The following is a 15,447-nucleotide window of genomic DNA, read 5'->3' as shown; positions in this document are numbered from 1 at the left end:
CCTCCTTGGCCGCACTTCGCAGCCGACCCTCCGGCCGGCTGTCGATGTGTCTCCGCGGAGCCCTTATGCGATACTGGGCTTGTGAGTCGTACCTGGATTGTGATCCCGCTGTTCAACGAGGCCTCCATCATCGGCTCAGTAATCGAAGATCTGCTTCCGGTGTTCCCGCACGTCGTCTGCGTGAACGACGGCAGCACCGACGCCTCGGCCGAGGCCGCCCGGGCCGCCGGAGCCGTCGTGGTGAACCACCCGGTGAACCTGGGACAGGGAGCCGCCCTGCAGACCGGCCTGGAGTATGCCCTCCAGGATCCGGACATGACGAGTGTCGTGACCTTCGACGCCGACGGCCAGCATCGGGTCTCCGACGCCGCCGACATGGTGCAGCGCATCGAAAGCGGAGAAGCCGACGTCGTTCTGGGATCCCGGTTCCTTGACGGCCGCACCCAGATCGGGTCGCTGAAGAGGCTGGTGCTTCGGACAGCGGCGCTTCAAACGCGGTGGAGCACGGGTATGCCCCTCACGGATGCCCACAACGGTCTGCGGGCCTTCAACCGCGGCGTGGCCCAGAACATCCACATCACCCAGAACCGCATGGCGCACGCCTCCGAATTGGTTCAAATGATTTCCTCGATGCGCCCACGGTGGACCGAGCACCCTGTCGAAATCATTTACACGGACTATTCAAAATCCAAGGGGCAATCCCTCCTCAACTCCGTCAATATTGTGGCGGACCTGCTCTTTAGGTAATTCAAATGCTAATTGTGGTTCAGCTTGTCCTGGTTCTCGTCGTCGTGGGCTTCTCCCTCGTGCTCATCCGCGGCGGTTCGAACGCCAAGCACATGGCCATCCGCCGGATCATGATCCTCCTCTTCGCGGTCGCCGCAGTGCTGTCCATCTTCTTCCCCACGATCCTCACGCAGTTCGCACGGATCGTCGGGGTGGGCCGCGGCACGGACCTGGTGCTCTACGCACTGATCGTCTCCTTCCTGGTGTACATGTCGACGACGCACCAGCGCTTCCGTTCCATGGAAACCACCATGACGAAGCTCTCGCGGCGCATCGCGCTGGACGAGGCCGAGCGGCCCTGGGAGAAGAAGGACGAAAAGGATGCCTCGAGTGGACGGTACTAAGCCGGTGGAGCCGGCGGCCGGGCAGGATCTGTCCGCGGTGAAGGTGGTCCACGTCAACGACTGCGCCTTCTACGCCGAGCGCATCCTCGCGAAGGCCTCCGAGCAGGAACTGCCCTGGAGCTTCTACCCGCGGGCCGTCGCCGACTACCCGCTGACGGGGGTCAAGGGCCGGGCCCGGTATGCAGCCCAGGGCGGGGCATGGCTCCTTGGCCTCGCGCGCCAAGCCGTTTCCTCTGACTTGTTTCACATCCACTCCGGCGGCGTCACCCAGCACTCCAGGTTCGTCCCCAAGAAGTACGTGCTCACGCTGCACGGCACCGACATCCGCACCCTCCAGTACGACGAGCGGTGGCGGGAGACAATTCTCCGGGGCGTGCGTAATGCGGCCGCGGTGATGTACACGACCCCCGACCTGCGCGAGCACATCCTGCCGCACCGGCCCGACGCCGAGTACCTGCCGGTGTCGATCGACCTGTCCAAGCTGCCTGCGCCGGTTCCCCGCCCGCAGGGCAGGCCGCGGGTATTTTTTGTCTCCCGCTGGGACGACTCGAAGAACGCGGCGGGCCAGCTGGAGACGGCGCGTCAGCTCGTGCAGGCAAGCGGCGGCACCTTCGATGTCTACGGACTCGACTGGGGTCCCATGGCCGCCGACGCCGAAAAGGCCGGGGTCCACCTCGTTCCGAGGATGAGCCACCGCGACTACCTCGACTTCGTCAACGCATCCACCGCCGCGGTCGGGCAGGCCGCCGGCATCCTTGCAGCGAGCGAGCTGGAGGCGATGGCCCTGGGAGTGCCGCTCTACATTTCGCTGACGCCGGGCTTCTATCCGGAGGGCATCCCGGTGGGCCACGAGGACGTGGATTCGCCGGCGGCCATGGCTAAGCTCATCGCTGCGGATCTGGCGGATGAGGAGACCCTGCGACGGCGCGGTGCCGAGGGCCGGAAGTGGATAGCCGAGCACCACGACCCGGCAGCGGCTGTGAAGCGTCTCCGCGAGATCTACGCTGCCGTCTCCCAGTAGCGGTTCCAACCGCCTCCGGTAGTCGCGCCAACCGCCTCCTGGGACGCTCCGTTGAGGCCCTGCCGCGCACACCCGTACCCGGGGCCCCCGGCGGATTCCGCCGGCGGAGGCTTGGACGGTCAGGGACGCAGGGGAGCGGGCGCGGGCCCGCTGGGCCCGCGCCGGGCGCCTCTAGCTCAGACCCGCGAGCTGTGCCTGACGCGCGAAGTCCGGAACCGCCGCCACGACCTCGTCGAAGGTGCCCTGGGCGACGATCCGCCCGTCCTGCATGAAGAAGACGATGTCCGCCGAGCGGATGGTCGAAAGCCGGTGGGCGACGGTGATGACGGTGACTTCGCCGTGGAGTTCGCGGATTGCGGTGGTGACCGCGGATTCCGTTGCCGTATCGAGGGCACTGGTCGCCTCATCCATCACGAGCACATCGGGTTCGTTGTAGAGCGCCCTGGCGATGCCCAGCCGTTGGCGCTGTCCGCCGGAGAGGGCGAGCCCGCGCTCGGCGATCAGGGCGTCCCGTCCGCCCTCCCGGTTCATGACCACGTCGTACATCTGTGCCCGCCGCAGGGCCGCCTCCACCTTGGTGTGGTCGACGTTGGCAGGGTCCCAGGACAGGGCCACGTTCTGGCCGACCGAGGCGTCGAAGAGGGAGACGTCCTGGGGGACATATCCGATCCGTTTCCGCCACGAGGTCAGGACCCGGTCCATGCGCTCCGAGTCCACTTCCACATGACCGGAGGTGGGACGGAGGAGGCCAAGGAGGATATCGATGATGGTCGACTTGCCCGCGCCGGACGGGCCGACGAAGGCGACGTGGCTGCCTGCGGGGATGGTCGCGTTGACACCGCGCAGGGCGGGCTGGGCCGCGCCGGGGTAGGTGAAACTGACGTCGCGCAGCACGATGTCGACGCGTTCCGCATCGAGGTCCTGCTGCGGGTTCTCCTGTGCGTTTTCCGCAAGCAGCTGCTCGCTTTCACTGATGTCTGTGGCAACCTGCTGTGCGAAGGCCGAGTTCGAGTTCACCTGTGACTGGACCGCCTGCAGCCGGGTCAGCGACGGGACAAGCCTGAAACCGGCGACGGCGAACAGGCCGACAGCGCTGACGGCACCCTCGGCCCCGCCCGTGGCGAAACCGACCCCTCCAACCAGGAGGAAACCGACGATGAGGGCCGACTCAAGCACATAGCGGGGAACCTGGGCCAGGAAGACCGAGTTCGCGCGGGCCACGGAGCTGTGGCTGCGGGTTTCGTGGACCTGGGCGCGCACCTCGGAGGCCCGGTCGGCGAGGGTGATCTCCTTCAGTGCCGCGAGTGCCTCGGTGAGGATCTTCACCGTTTTGGCCGACCACTTGAGGTTCTCCTGGCCCATCCGGACCGAAAGCGGAGAGATGACCCGGGCGAGCAGCAGGGCGACGAGCCCGAGATAGAGGATGCTGACGACGGCGATGAGCGGTTGTGCGACCACCAGCACCACGCCGACGGCGAGGAGGGTCCCGAGCTCCCCGAACAGTGTCATGGAGGGAATCAGCACCCCCGAGACCGACAGGCCGACACCGACGTCGACGGACCGGACCAGCTCGCTCGAGTTCTTCTGCAGGCGCTTCTCCCACGGGGACGAGAGGTAGGAGGCCAGGAGCCGGTCACCGATGGCGACCTCATGCTTGGCGAACCGCGCCGTCGCCGACCGAAGGATCATCACGGCGAAGACACCCTTGGCAACGACCAGCGCACAGGCGATCCCGAGGAGCGTCAGCAGCTGGCTCTGCTCACCCACGGTCCCGAGGAAAGGCAGCTGAACCTCCGCCCCGCTCACGAGGGACGGGAGCAGGACGGCGATGAGTCCGAGGGAGATGATGTCCAGCAGTGAGAGGCAGGCCGTGGCTATCCCGTAGCCAATGAGGAACCTGCGGCTCCCCGGTGGCAGCGTAGCGAGGAGGGGCCGGAGGGTTTTGAGGAGATTATTCATTCTGCATCTCACAATACTCGAAGCAGTGATCGTCCTTTCGGGGGAGCAGGGGACCGGTGGGGGGTGGGGTTAGAGTTTTCCGGCGGGTTTTGCGGTGTTGTAGCCGGCGTTGGTTCCGTGGGTGCCGGCGTAGAACCAGAGGGAGCCGTCGGCGCGGGTGGTCAGGAGGTCGGCCTTGGTGTCGCCGTTGAAGTCGCCGGGACCGGTGATGGTGGTGGCGTTGTGCCAGCCGGTGCCGATCGGGGTGGCGGGTTTGTAGCCTTCCTGGGTGGGTGAGGCGGCTCCGGTGCCGGCGTAGAGCCAGAGGGTGCCGTCGGGTTTGCGGGCGATCAGGTCGGGGCGGCGGTCCCCGGTGAAGTCCCCGGGGGAGACCATGATGTCGAAGGCGTTCCAGCCCACACCGCTCTTGACCGGGCCCCGGTAGCCTTCGGAGGTGGCCGTGACCACCCCGGTGCCGGCGTAGAACCACAGCGTGCCGTCGGTCTTGCGTCCGACCAGGTCCGGGCGTCCGTCCGCGTTGAAGTCCTGGCCGCCGATGAGCTGGCTGTAGATGCCCCACCCCGAGCCGATCTTCACCGGGGCCCGGAACGAGCCGGTGCCGGTGCCGTCATGGAACCACAGGGTCCCATCCGGGCGCCGGGAAACCAGGTCATGGGTGCCGTTCCGGTTGAAATCCCCGGCATTGACCGCCGCCAGGGTCTTATCCAACACCACCGGCGCAGGCGCAGGAGCAGGAGCCACCGTGGAAGTCAGCGCGGTGATGGTGATGGAGGCGCTGGTCGCTCCGATTGAGTTGATGTGCACGCGGGTACCGCGGTGCGTCGTGAAGACGGACCCGGCCTGCCACGCGTGGTTTTCGTTGTAGTAGCCGACCCACCTGCTGTTGGGGGTCAGCACCACCGAGGCGTTGCCGTTCCACCCAAGGTGGTCCTTCTTGATGATCTTGACTCCGCGGTTGCCGCCGATGGCGCTGTTGGCATCCCGGCCGACGGGCAGGCGCAGTTCGATGTAGTAGACCTCACCGCTGCCCGGATCGGTGAATTTGACCGCCCGTTGTGCTTCGCCCCCGGCCCACGCCTTCAGGGTGTACTGTTTCGACCCGCTCGCGATGCCGGCATTCCGTATTTCATCCCCGCGGCCAAAGCCGCCGAATTCGTACATGAACGAGTTGATCATTGGGGTATGCAGCTGGGCGAAGCCCATGATGTCGAGGGTGTCGCCGTATTCCCAGGACCTGCACGCAGTATCGCCCCACGTCGCTCCCGCAATTCGAGCGACGTCGACCCGCCCGTTGGTGCAGTTCAGGGAATTTGAGTGGTGCAGGCCCAGCACGTGGCCGAATTCGTGGGAAACCACGTTCTTCGTCGTTGCCGAGGGGTAGGGCATGATGACGCGGCCGCTTGTCGCGCTGTCGGTGAATCCACCGCCGAGAATTCCCCAGTTTCCATATGAATTCAGGTCGCGGTGCGGAATGAAGAGGACCAGCGCTTCATAGGGGTTGTACTGCCAGTTGAGCTCCCTCGTCACGGTGGCCATGATCTGGTCGTAGGAATCGGTGTGCTTGGCCTTCGAAGCGAATCCCCTCACCTCGGAAACGGTGGTGATGGAGAGCCGGCCCATGGACGCCGAGCGCCAGTAGGAATCCGCAGCTGCAATTGAAGCCCGCGCAGCGTCGAGGTTGATTGCGTTTACATCCGCCAGGGTCTTGTCGGCGAGTTTCACCGTTACAAGCTTCACTTTGAAGTTCCCGTAGCGCGGGCCGAAGGCGGCGGCTCCGAGCTTCCCTTCCTCCTGCCCGTGCTGGGCAGCCTCGTGCGGCTCGGGGTGGTTTTCGCCAAGCCGGGGATTCGCCCCGGGCTCGAGCAGGGGGTTCCAGTCGAGGTCGGGGACGAAGGAGGTGACTTCATCCTCTGCAGGTGCGGTGGTTTCCGCAGTTGGCTGCGGGTCTGCCGGAACCGGGGCCTCGGATGCCGGTGCCGAAGGGACTGCGGGATCCTGTGTGGCGGCGGGCGACGGAGGTCCGGCCGGAGCCTCACCTGCAGGGTCCGGAGCGACGCCCGGTTCGATCTGCGATTCCGTGGCAGGAGTCGCCACGGGAGCGGGTTGAGTCTGTGCCGTGGCCGTTAGCGGAGCTGCGCCAATGCAGATTGCCATCGAAAGGGCCGTGGAGCACAAGATTCTATTGAGGGAGGCAAAAGTCACGGGTTCTCCAGAGTCCAGGCCAAAAGGCCAGGGCGAGCGGTCCCATGAAGACTACAACGACGTTACACCTGTGACTATTGTTTCTTGTGTGAAAGCGGATTTTATTTGCTAATCACGGCATTTCGGTGTGACGGATGGGGTGTGTCGCGCATTGTCAACCCCTTCGGAGAAGAAGTTTGGCCTTTCTTGCCCTCCCGGAGCCCGCCCATCAGGTAACCCGAAAACATATGGTCTTGGTGACAGGAGACTTCGTCGTGGTGTACTCCTTACTGACGGTCAAGGAATAGCAGGAGTTTCGGGTGACAGTGGCGGTGAAAGCGATGTTCCCCTGGTGGCCCGTCGTCTTTCTGCTGCTGTACGAACCGTCGATCGACAGTTTTACCGTCTGATTCACAATGGGAACGGAGGTCCCGGAAAGGACAGTCGAGCGCAGGTAGACCGTCGAGCCTTTTCGCACGGTCGTGGTGAGGGAGGTGCCTTTGCTGTTGAAGACGCCGATGCTGCCAATTGAGGCGGTCGGGCGCCATTGCATCGAATGCAGGGTTGCACTTTTCGCCAGCCGCATCGACCACATGCCCAGCTGCGCGTACTGCGTCCTCAAGGTGACATTCCCGCTGACGAATGCGGCGTCCTTGAGTGCGTTCTGCGCGTGGACAGACGGGACGAGGGACTGCTGCCTCACACGGCCGGTGAGGTCGAAGAACGCGGGAAACGGGGGCGGCTTCGCGAGCCAGCGTGCCATGCCGTCGTTGAGCCACTGCCTGCCGTACAGGGTGATGGCCGACTCGAAGGTGTACGCATTGTGGTTCGCGTCCTGGACGGGGAGCCGGCCGAAGGGAGGCTTGCCGGAGGGAAGGTAAAGGTAGGCCCAGCCGCCAAGGGTTTCGTTGTAGGTGTTGATGCCCAGCCACTTCAGCTGGGATACCACCCGGTAGGTCTGCGCCAGCCTGGCGGGGTCGTCGTCCAGGACGCCCGAATCCGCAACCTTGTTGAGGAACGCCGCGGCCCCGAGCGAGACGTTCACGACGCATCCGGCTTTTGAGGGACGGTCTGAGGGGCTCTTGGAATAGGCCATGCATCGTCCGTTGGGCGTATCGTCGATCGGCGTGCTGAGGAGGGAGTCCACCGCCGCGACCAGCTCTTCCTTGGGTACGGCGCCGGCGAGGTGCCCCGCGAGCAGGACCTCCCCAACATGATCCGCCGTCGAGACCGTGTACGTCGTGGAGGCCGGGTTGACCGACCCGTCCCCGAAGGCGTCCCAGGACTTCCCCATTCCATACCCCCCATCGGCCTTGTTCAGGCTGTAGACCTTTGCGAGGTACTGCTGGGTCGTCGGGTGCTGCCACCCGCGGTATTCCGCGGCCATCCGGGCCTGATACGCGTAGGTCCAGGAGGCATAATCCTCCTGCCCATCCGGGTCGCTTTCCATCCGGTGGAACATGTCCCTTGCGATGGAGTTCCAGCCGCTGCGTGATCCCGCTTCGGTGGGCGTTGGCGGGATCTCTTCGACCGGAGCCACGGGTACAGTGGACGCCGACACTCTAACCGCGCGGGCATACCCGGTCTTGGACCCCGTCACCTGCACCGAGATTCGCTTCCCCACCACGCCGGAGGTGGGGGTGTAGGACGCCGAGGTCGCGCCGGTGAGCCGGACGCCGTTGGCAAACCAGGCGTAGGTGAGGGCCACCGGCGCCGGTCCCCAGGTGCCGGGGGAGGCGGTCAGCTTCGACCCGACAATCACCGCGCCGGTGATTTTCGGCACCGGGGAAACCAGCGCCTGCAGGACGGCGGCGGTTTCCTCGGAGGTGCGCGTGCGGGTCACATAGCCGGGCTTCTGGCCGGTCACCCGGACCGTGAGGCGCTTGCCGGCGTCGCCGGGGGAGGGTATGTAGGTGCTTGAGGAGGCTCCGGGGATCCGGGCGTCGTCCGCGTACCAGGCGTAGGTCAGGGTCACCGGTGCCGGCGCCCAGGTGCCGGGGGAGGCAACCAGTTTCGACCCGACGACGGCGGCGCCGGTGATGACGGGCACCGGGGCGGTGAGCAGTCCGCTCACCGGGTCGGTGGGTTCGGAGGTCGCCGTGGCCGGGGTGTAGCCGGGCGCCGAGGCGGTGACGATGACGCTGAGTTGGTGGCCGACGTCCTCGGCGGTGGGAGCATACGAAGCGCCTTCGGCGCCGGGGATCACAGTGCTGGCGCGCCGCCATTCATAGGTGATGGTGGCGGGCACCGGTCCCGGGTCGCCAAGGACGGCCATGAGTCGAGCCCCCACTTGAGGGAGGCCGGAGATGGTGACGGACGGTGCCACAAGGCCTCCCGGCTCCACCACTTCGGCCAGCGGGTGGACCGAGACGCCGTCGATCCAGCCCTCCCTGGACAGTGTCGCCCGCACGGAGATTTCACGGCCGAGGTCTTCGAGCTGCAGGGTGTAGTCCGGGTTCGTGGCGCCGTCGATCGGGTCCGAGTTGCGGAACCATTGAAGCGACAAGGTGGCTCCGGCCGTGTAGCCGGAGTGCTCGAAGGTGACCCTCTGGCCGACCTGGCTGACCCCGCTGAGCTGCGGCGCTTCGGTGAAGGCCGGTGTCGGTATGCCGAAGAGGCTGAACCCGCTGCTCTGCGTGGTGGGGCCCTCCGTTTCGGCGTCCTCTTTCGAGAACCAGCCCACGGCCGTCGCGGCCTCCATGGCGGCTTTCCAGCCGGCGTCCTCGGATAGGGGCGGCTCAAGGAGGGACGCGAAGTAGCTGTCCAGGAGCTCCGGCGCCTGAGCAGGAGCAGCCTCCTCCTGCTCGAGGTAAAACAGGGGCAGGGGAGTCAGCGTGTGGTCGAGTTCGAAGGCCGCAATCTCCGGGGCCTTTTCCTCGTTGGTCCGGCCGTGGACGGCTTCGAGGAAAACTCCAGCTTCGTCGCTCAGCTCGACCGGCTCGAAACCCAAGTCAGCCCTGGCGGCGTTGAACCGGTCAATTGCCTCATCGATGCTGGTCGAGGGCGGTGGTTCCTCCGACGGTTCCTCCGACGGTTCCTCCGACGGAGACGGCTCCGGGCTGGGCTCGGCCGATGGCGAGGGCTCGAATGACGGCTCGGGCTCCGGGGCGGGCTCGGATGACGGCGAGGGATCCGGGGTGGGCATCTCGCTTCCGGTTTCCGGGGCCGGGGGGACTTCCTGGGCAATTGCCGGTGTCAAGGATCCGCCGAGGAGGGCCGCAGCGGTGAGCAGTACGACCAGCGCTCTGGTGTGGGCTACGAGCTGGCTGGCATTCCCCCGGGCTGGCTGGCGCGATGCGGGCGTGCGGGATCCGGGCACAGATGCCCACGGTGCTGAATTCATTAGTTCCCCAACTAGATGCTCCGAGACCGTTTTCTGCCCGACCACAGCACCGGAGGTGCCATTGGACGCTCTTTCGCAGTCGTCTGGGCAGGCATCGATGGAGCAATCGGTTGCTTGCCGCAGGCACTTAGCGCGTCGGGTTCTCAGAGAGTAACGCATATTGACGACCGCGGGAGAGCGATTTTCCTTGCTCCTCCTTAAAGGGCCCCCGTGGAGCGGGGGAAGAAATTTGTCCACATCGTCGAATTGGCACTGGTCCTGCTGCGCGCCACTCCTTAGGCTGATGGTGCGCCGGCTGGGGGTGCTTCTGATGGAAGTCCTAGGTCGGGGGTTCGAATGGATGCTGTGCGCATGGTCGAGGAGGAAGTGCGCGAGCTGATCCGCCGCCGCGGCCTCGACCCTGCGGAGCAGGGCCCGGAGATCCTCCGCCTGGTCGAGGACGCAGTCAATGACTACGACGAGCGGGCGGTTCGAGGCTCCCTGCCCCCGCTGGGCCACCCCGAGAAGGTCCGCCGGCAGGTGTATGACGCCGTCGCCGGGTTCGGGGTGCTGCAGCCGTTCCTTGACGATCCGACGGTCGAGGAGTTGTGGATCAACGCTCCCTCGGAGATCTATGTCGCCCGCGGCGGGGAATCCGAGCTCACTTCCCTGACCCTGACCGCCCAGCAGGTCCGGGACCTCGTGGAGCGGATGCTGAAATCCTCGGGGCGACGCCTTGATCTCTCCTCGCCCTTCGTCGATGCCTCCCTGCCCGATGGCTCGAGACTGCACGTGGTGATCCCCGATGTCACCCGCAGGCACTGGGCGGTCAATATCCGCCGGTTCATCGCCCGGGCTACCCGTCTGGAGCATCTCATCGGGCTGGGGACACTGACGCCCCAGGCGGCCCGGTTCCTTGGTGCCGCCGTCGGGGCCGGGCTGAACATCCTCGTCTCCGGCGCCACGCAAGCAGGGAAGACGACGCTGCTTAACTGCCTGGGCGCCTCGATTCCACCGCGCGAGCGGGTGATCACGGTGGAGGAGATCTTCGAGCTGAAGTTGCCGCTGCGCGATGTCGTCGGGCTCCAGTGCCGGCAGCCGAACCTCGAAGGCATCGGGGAGATCCCGCTCCGGCACCTGGTGAAGGAGGCACTGCGGATGCGCCCGGACCGGATCATCGTCGGGGAGGTCCGGGAGGCGGAGAGCCTGGACATGCTCATCGCACTGAACAGCGGCCTGCCCGGGATGTGCAGCGTGCATGCAAACAGCGCCCGTGATGCCCTGACCAAGATCTGTACCCTGCCGTTGCTGGCCGGTAAGAACATTTCCAGTGAGTTCGTGGTGCCCACCGTCGCATCTTGCCTCGACCTCGTGGTGCACTGCGCGCGAGCCGGCGATGGCCAGCGGCAGGTCACGGAGATTATGGCAGTGGGCGCCCGGGTGGAGAGCGGCGTCATCGAGTCCTCGCCTGTCTTCCGGCGGCTGGAGGGTGAACTGCGGATCTGCGCCACGGCCATGCCCGCGCAGGAAAAGTTCGCCGCGGCCGGCGTCGATATTGCGGCGCTCCTTGAGGAGGGCCGGTGAGCGCGGTCCTGGGCGTGATGCTCGGCACCGGGCTCTTCCTGATCTGGTGGGCGTGCTGGGGCCCGTCTCCCCGGAGTTCCGCCCGCCCACGGCGGACCCCACGGTTGCGGGAGTTGCTCGTGCGGGCCGGGGTCGGTTCGGTGTCGGTGCGGGGACTGCTGGGCGCCTGCGTCGTCACGGGTTTCCTCGTCCTCCTGACTGCCGTTGTCCTGGTCCGCTCGGTACCCATCGCTGTCTGTTTCGCCCTGTTCGGCGCCTGGACTCCGTATGCCCTGGTGCGGTGGCGGGCCGCGAAGCGGACGGCGTCACTGCGGGAGCTCTGGCCCGACGTCGTCGATCACCTGCGCTCGGCGATCCGTGCCGGTCTCTCGCTGCCCGAGGCCCTGATGCAGCTCGCCGACAAGGGGCCGGCCGAACTGCGCGGCGCGTTTCGGGAGTTCGCGGCGGACTACCGGGCGGGCGGGCAGTTCGATGATTCGTTGAGCAGGCTCAAGGATCGGCTCGCCGACCCGGTGGCGGACCGCATCGTCGAGGCCCTGCGGATGACCCGCGAGGTGGGCGGGTCCGACCTCGGCCGGCTGCTGGGCACCCTGTCGGAGTTCCTCCGCGACAGCGCCCGCACCCGCAATGAACTCGAGGCGCGCCAGTCCTGGACGGTCAACGCGGCCCGGCTCGCGGTGGCCGCGCCGTGGTTCGTGCTGCTGCTGTTGGCAACCCGGCCCGAAGCCGTCCGCGCCTACAACTCCGGTGCCGGCGCCCTGGTCCTGGCCGGAGGCCTCGTGGTGTCGGTCCTCTGCTACCGCGTGATGCTGCGCATCGGAGCCCTGCCCGAGGACGAGAGGGTGCTCCGGTGACCGGGCAGGTGCTGGCGGTGTCCCTCCTGGCGGGCGGTGCGCTCGGGCTGGGCCTGTGGATGGTGCTCGTCGGGCTGCCGTCGGCGCGGAGAGTCCGCTTCGTGGAACGGATCGGCCCGCAGTTGAAGGTCGTGGACGTCCGGTCCCGCCTGCTCGGCGCGGACGCGGGCCGCCCGACGCCCTTCGGGCCCCTGGGCCGCATCCTGCAGCCGGTCCTTCGTGATGCGGTGCGCAGGCTGAACCGGTTCAATCCCGCTTCGACCCTGCTGGACCGCCGACTGGTGCAGGCAGGTGGAGGACTGAGCGTTACCGACTTCCGGGCCCAGCAGATCCTCTGGGCGGCGCTCGGACTCGGTGCGTCCACCGCCCTGGTGGTCCTGGCGGCCGGCTCCGGAAAGTCGAACGTATTCTTCGCTGCGGTCATGGTTCCCGCCTGCACCGCCGGAGGGTACCTGTTCCGCGACTATCTCCTGACCCGGCAAATCGCGCGCCGGGAGACGCGGATGCTCGCCGAATTCCCCAGCCTTGCCGAACTTATGGCGTTGGCCGTCAGCGCCGGAGAGAGTGCGACCGGCGCCCTGGAACGGGTGTGCAGGACGGCCCGCGGCGAGCTGGCCGGGGAGTTCGGGCGGGTGCTTGCCGAAACCCGGGCCGGGACCCCGGTGATCGAAGCGTTCCAGGAGTTCTCCCGCCGCACCCAACTGGCCCCGCTTGCCCGGTTCGTCGACGGGCTGACCGTCGCGGTCCAGCGCGGCACCCCGCTGGCCGAGGTGCTGAGGGCCCAGGCGCAGGACGTGCGCGATATGTCCAAACGGGAGCTCATGGAATCGGCCGGAAAGAAGGAGATCGCCATGATGGTTCCGCTGGTCTTCGGTGTGCTTCCCCTGACCGTCCTCTTCGCCGTGTACCCCGGCATTGCGCTGATCAACCTTGGATTCTGAACCGCACGACCGGAAAGCCGACCGCTCAGAGAATGGAGATGACAATGGCAAGAGATCGAAATGGTGCCCGCGCTTGGCTGGCCCTCGCCGCCATCTACCGGCGGGTGGTCTCCGACCCCGACGCCGAGCGCGGGGATGTGCCCGGGTGGGTGATGATCACGCTGATGTCGGCGGTGCTGGTGGCGGGGCTGTTGGCCCTGGCGGGGCCTGCGCTGCAGGGCCTGTTCGAGGCGGCGATGAATCAGGTGTCCCCGTAGGTGCTTTGGTCAGGAGGGCGCCGGAGGCTGCGCGGTGAGGCGGGATCGGCGGTCGTCGATTTCGCGTTGATCGGCGGGCTGCTCACCGTGATTTTCCTTGCGGTGGTCCAGCTGATGCTGGTGCTGCACGTGCGCAACACCCTGATCGATGCCGCGGCCTCGGGCGCACGGTACGGAACCCTCGCCGACCGGAGTCCCGAGGATGCCGGGCAGCGCACCACCGAGCTGATCACCGCGGGGGTGGGGGAGGACTTCGCTTCGGATGTGACGGTCCAACGCTCGGGGGCCGCGGGGGCCCAGTTCGTGGAGGTGGTGGTTCGGGCTCCGCTTCCGGTGGTGGGTCTGCTCGGTCCGGCCGGGGTGCTTGAGGTTCAGGGCCGTGCGATCCTTCCTTCGTAGGCCCGCCCGGTTCGGGCTGGTCCGCCATGCACGCTTTCGGCTAGGGAACGAGACCGGCAGCGCGGTGCTTGAATTCACGTTCCTGGGCCTGATCCTGCTGGTCCCGGTGGTGTACCTGGTCCTGTCGGCAGGGCAGCTGCAGGGTGGCTCGTTCGCTGTGGTGGGGGCGGCCGACCACGCGGCCAAGGTGTTCGTGGAGGCCGACACTCCGGAGCAGGGTCAGGCCCAGGCGCGGCAGGCGGCCCTGGTGGCGCTGGAGAACTTTGGTTTTTCCCCGGAGCAGGCCCAGGTTGAGATGTCCTGCGACGGGACCTGTCTTTCCCCGGGATCCACTGTCACGGTCGTGGTCCGGCTGGCGGTGCCGCTGCCGCTGGTTCCCACCATGCCCGGAGTGAATGACTCGGCGGTCACTGTGGATTCGAGTGCCACCCAGTCGGTGGAGCGGTTCGGATGAGGCCGGCGTGAAGGCAGGGGGAGAGGCCGGACGGGAGATCGATTGGGCGGACGAGGACGGTCAGGTGGGGGTGCTGATCATCGGCTACCTCCTGCTGCTGTTGCTGGTCCTGGCCGTGGTGCTCGCCGCCTCTGCGGTCTACCTCGGGCATTCGCGGTTGTTGTCAGCGGCCGACGGCGCCGCCCTGGCCGCCGCGGACACATTCACCATCGACTCTGCGGCGGGCACCGGGCCGCAGCCGGTGCTTGACCCCGGCACCGTGCGGTTCACAGCCGAGGGGTATCTGCAGCGCACCGGCGCCGGGCAGCGGTCTCCCTCCCTGGCCGTGGACCCGGCCACCGGCACACCTGATGGCAGGACGGCGCAGGTGGTGCTCACCGCGGTGGTCCACCCGCCTTTGATCACCGTCCTGGTGCCCGACGGGATCCCCATCACGGCCACCGCCGACGCCCGCTCCGAACTGACCCGCTGACGGCACAGCGAGGACACGGTGGCGAACGGCCGAGGCGCTGTGGATCAACGCTCCCTCGGAAATCTATGTCGCCCGCGGCGGAGAATCCGAACTCTCCTGAGCTGGTCAGCAGCACGAACATTGCGATGGCCGACACACTTCAGTTCAAGGCGGACTTCAACAGTGGCCGTTCCACCTCCGACCCATCTCTGGCCCTGACCTGCCGCACCAAAACGCCGAAGACCGGTGCCGATCAGGAAACCGTGCCATAGAGGAGGACCGCCGGCCGCGGGGGCCAGCGTGGCGATGGAGACTGATCGGTGCCGCCTGCTCCAGACTGGACTGGTGAACGAGCAGTCGTGGAATCAAGTGCGGGACAGCGAAAAGCTGGAGGGGTGGGTCGAGGCGACCGCCAACGGCTGGGGTGCCCTCGTGGCCTGGGTCGCTGGTCCATCGAACCTGTGCCGCTGGCCGGCGCCCGCCGGGGACCGCCACATCGAGGTGCACATCCTGACCGGCGGCGTGGAAGTACACCAACCCAGCGTCCTCAGCGAGGCTGACCTGGCCTCGATTGACGACGACATCGACTCCTACCTGGCGGACGCCGACGTCCCGCCGCTGCCGCGCGGCTATGCCTGGTACATCCGGCGCCCGGCAGGAATCAGCAGCGACGATGCGTTCTGGTCCGCCATCAACCGCGGCGTCCAGGAGGCGGCACCGGAGGCCGTCCATCCGCTCGAGCTCCGGCTGGTCCTCGACGGGGTAATGCGTTCCCTGTACGGCTGAGCGGCCATCTGCCGCGTGATCCAGTGCTCGAATGGGTGGCAATACGTTGCCTTGCCACTCCGGCGGGCGGACAATTCGGGAATGAGCCAAGCCAGCTTTGGGCCCGTC

Annotated in this window: 15 protein-coding genes; 12 read left to right on the top strand and 3 right to left on the bottom strand. The window is 66.9% G+C overall.

Annotated features, from left to right (window positions below):
• Positions 1 to 81 precede the first annotated feature (81 nt).
• The 3 genes from QZX79_RS05315 to QZX79_RS05305 are packed head-to-tail and all read left to right on the top strand — an operon-like array spanning position 82 to position 2,151.
• Positions 82 to 747, top strand: a complete 666-nt coding sequence (locus tag QZX79_RS05315) for a glycosyltransferase family 2 protein (RefSeq protein WP_294565644.1) — start codon at positions 82 to 84, stop codon at positions 745 to 747.
• Between the two features lie 5 nt (positions 748 to 752).
• On the top strand, positions 753 to 1,130 hold the full coding sequence (locus QZX79_RS05310) for a DUF2304 domain-containing protein (RefSeq protein WP_294565640.1): 378 nt from the start codon (positions 753 to 755) through the stop codon (positions 1,128 to 1,130).
• Positions 1,117 to 2,151, top strand: coding sequence for a glycosyltransferase family 4 protein (locus tag QZX79_RS05305; protein WP_294565637.1), 1,035 nt, complete (start codon positions 1,117 to 1,119; stop codon positions 2,149 to 2,151). The genes QZX79_RS05310 and QZX79_RS05305 overlap by 14 nt, the downstream gene beginning before the upstream one ends.
• A 171-nt stretch (positions 2,152 to 2,322) precedes the next feature.
• On the opposite strand, the gene QZX79_RS05300 is transcribed toward QZX79_RS05305, so the two are convergent.
• The 3 genes from QZX79_RS05300 to QZX79_RS05290 form a co-directional block, all read right to left on the bottom strand.
• The gene (locus QZX79_RS05300; RefSeq protein ID WP_294565634.1) at positions 2,323 to 4,110 is read right to left on the bottom strand and encodes an ABC transporter ATP-binding protein; all 1,788 of its coding nucleotides are present in this window, start codon (positions 4,108 to 4,110) and stop codon (positions 2,323 to 2,325) included.
• Between the two features lie 69 nt (positions 4,111 to 4,179).
• Positions 4,180 to 6,204: an FG-GAP-like repeat-containing protein gene (locus QZX79_RS05295; RefSeq protein WP_294565632.1), complete on the bottom strand. Its 2,025-nt coding sequence runs from the start codon at positions 6,202 to 6,204 to the stop codon at positions 4,180 to 4,182.
• Between the two features lie 316 nt (positions 6,205 to 6,520).
• Positions 6,521 to 9,436, bottom strand: coding sequence for a hypothetical protein (locus QZX79_RS05290; RefSeq protein WP_294565629.1), 2,916 nt, complete (start codon positions 9,434 to 9,436; stop codon positions 6,521 to 6,523).
• A 534-nt stretch (positions 9,437 to 9,970) separates the two neighbouring features.
• Here QZX79_RS05290 and QZX79_RS05285 point away from each other — a divergent pair.
• The 9 genes from QZX79_RS05285 to QZX79_RS05245 all read left to right on the top strand — a co-directional run bounded on the left by QZX79_RS05285 (position 9,971) and on the right by QZX79_RS05245 (position 15,339).
• Entirely contained in the window at positions 9,971 to 11,197 is a 1,227-nt protein-coding gene (locus tag QZX79_RS05285; RefSeq protein WP_294565626.1) for a CpaF family protein, read from the top strand.
• The gene (locus QZX79_RS05280) at positions 11,194 to 12,051 is read left to right on the top strand and encodes a type II secretion system F family protein (protein WP_294565623.1); all 858 of its coding nucleotides are present in this window, start codon (positions 11,194 to 11,196) and stop codon (positions 12,049 to 12,051) included. The genes QZX79_RS05285 and QZX79_RS05280 overlap by 4 nt, the downstream gene beginning before the upstream one ends.
• Positions 12,048 to 12,992, top strand: a complete 945-nt coding sequence (locus QZX79_RS05275) for a type II secretion system F family protein (protein ID WP_294565619.1) — start codon at positions 12,048 to 12,050, stop codon at positions 12,990 to 12,992. The genes QZX79_RS05280 and QZX79_RS05275 overlap by 4 nt, the downstream gene beginning before the upstream one ends.
• Positions 12,993 to 13,036: 44 nt before the next feature.
• Positions 13,037 to 13,249 (top strand): hypothetical protein, encoded by a 213-nt coding sequence (locus QZX79_RS05270; protein ID WP_294565615.1) that lies wholly within the window; start codon positions 13,037 to 13,039, stop codon positions 13,247 to 13,249.
• On the top strand, positions 13,250 to 13,648 hold the full coding sequence (locus QZX79_RS05265; RefSeq protein WP_294565613.1) for a TadE/TadG family type IV pilus assembly protein: 399 nt from the start codon (positions 13,250 to 13,252) through the stop codon (positions 13,646 to 13,648).
• Between the two features lie 64 nt (positions 13,649 to 13,712).
• Positions 13,713 to 14,102 carry a hypothetical protein gene (locus QZX79_RS05260; RefSeq protein ID WP_294565611.1) on the top strand — a complete coding sequence of 130 codons (390 nt, stop codon included), beginning with the start codon at positions 13,713 to 13,715 and terminating at the stop codon, positions 14,100 to 14,102.
• 7 nt (positions 14,103 to 14,109) lie between these two features.
• The gene (locus tag QZX79_RS05255; protein WP_294565607.1) at positions 14,110 to 14,574 is read left to right on the top strand and encodes a pilus assembly protein TadG-related protein; all 465 of its coding nucleotides are present in this window, start codon (positions 14,110 to 14,112) and stop codon (positions 14,572 to 14,574) included.
• Positions 14,575 to 14,699: 125 nt separating this feature from the next.
• Complete coding sequence (locus QZX79_RS05250; RefSeq protein WP_294565604.1) at positions 14,700 to 14,825, top strand: hypothetical protein; 126 nt, start codon at positions 14,700 to 14,702, stop codon at positions 14,823 to 14,825.
• Between the two features lie 73 nt (positions 14,826 to 14,898).
• Positions 14,899 to 15,339, top strand: a complete 441-nt coding sequence (locus QZX79_RS05245; protein ID WP_294565601.1) for a DUF5956 family protein — start codon at positions 14,899 to 14,901, stop codon at positions 15,337 to 15,339.
• Positions 15,340 to 15,447: the final 108 nt, after the last annotated feature.

The organism is uncultured Arthrobacter sp., from assembly GCF_902805515.1.
In the GTDB taxonomy this organism is placed as follows: domain Bacteria; phylum Actinomycetota; class Actinomycetes; order Actinomycetales; family Micrococcaceae; genus Arthrobacter_D.
Note: the sequence above shows the minus strand (reverse complement) of the source record. Positions and strands in the feature narration are given on the sequence as shown.

Coding starts and splice junctions, on each gene's coding strand:
- QZX79_RS05310 (WP_294565640.1), top strand. CDS start 753: ATGCTAATTGTGGTTCAGCTTGTCCTGGTTCTCGTCGTCGTGGGCTTC.
- QZX79_RS05300 (WP_294565634.1), bottom strand. CDS start 4,110: ATGAATAATCTCCTCAAAACCCTCCGGCCCCTCCTCGCTACGCTGCCA.
- QZX79_RS05290 (WP_294565629.1), bottom strand. CDS start 9,436: ATGCCCACCCCGGATCCCTCGCCGTCATCCGAGCCCGCCCCGGAGCCC.
- QZX79_RS05285 (WP_294565626.1), top strand. CDS start 9,971: ATGGATGCTGTGCGCATGGTCGAGGAGGAAGTGCGCGAGCTGATCCGC.
- QZX79_RS05270 (WP_294565615.1), top strand. CDS start 13,037: ATGGCAAGAGATCGAAATGGTGCCCGCGCTTGGCTGGCCCTCGCCGCC.
- QZX79_RS05250 (WP_294565604.1), top strand. CDS start 14,700: ATGGCCGACACACTTCAGTTCAAGGCGGACTTCAACAGTGGCCGTTCC.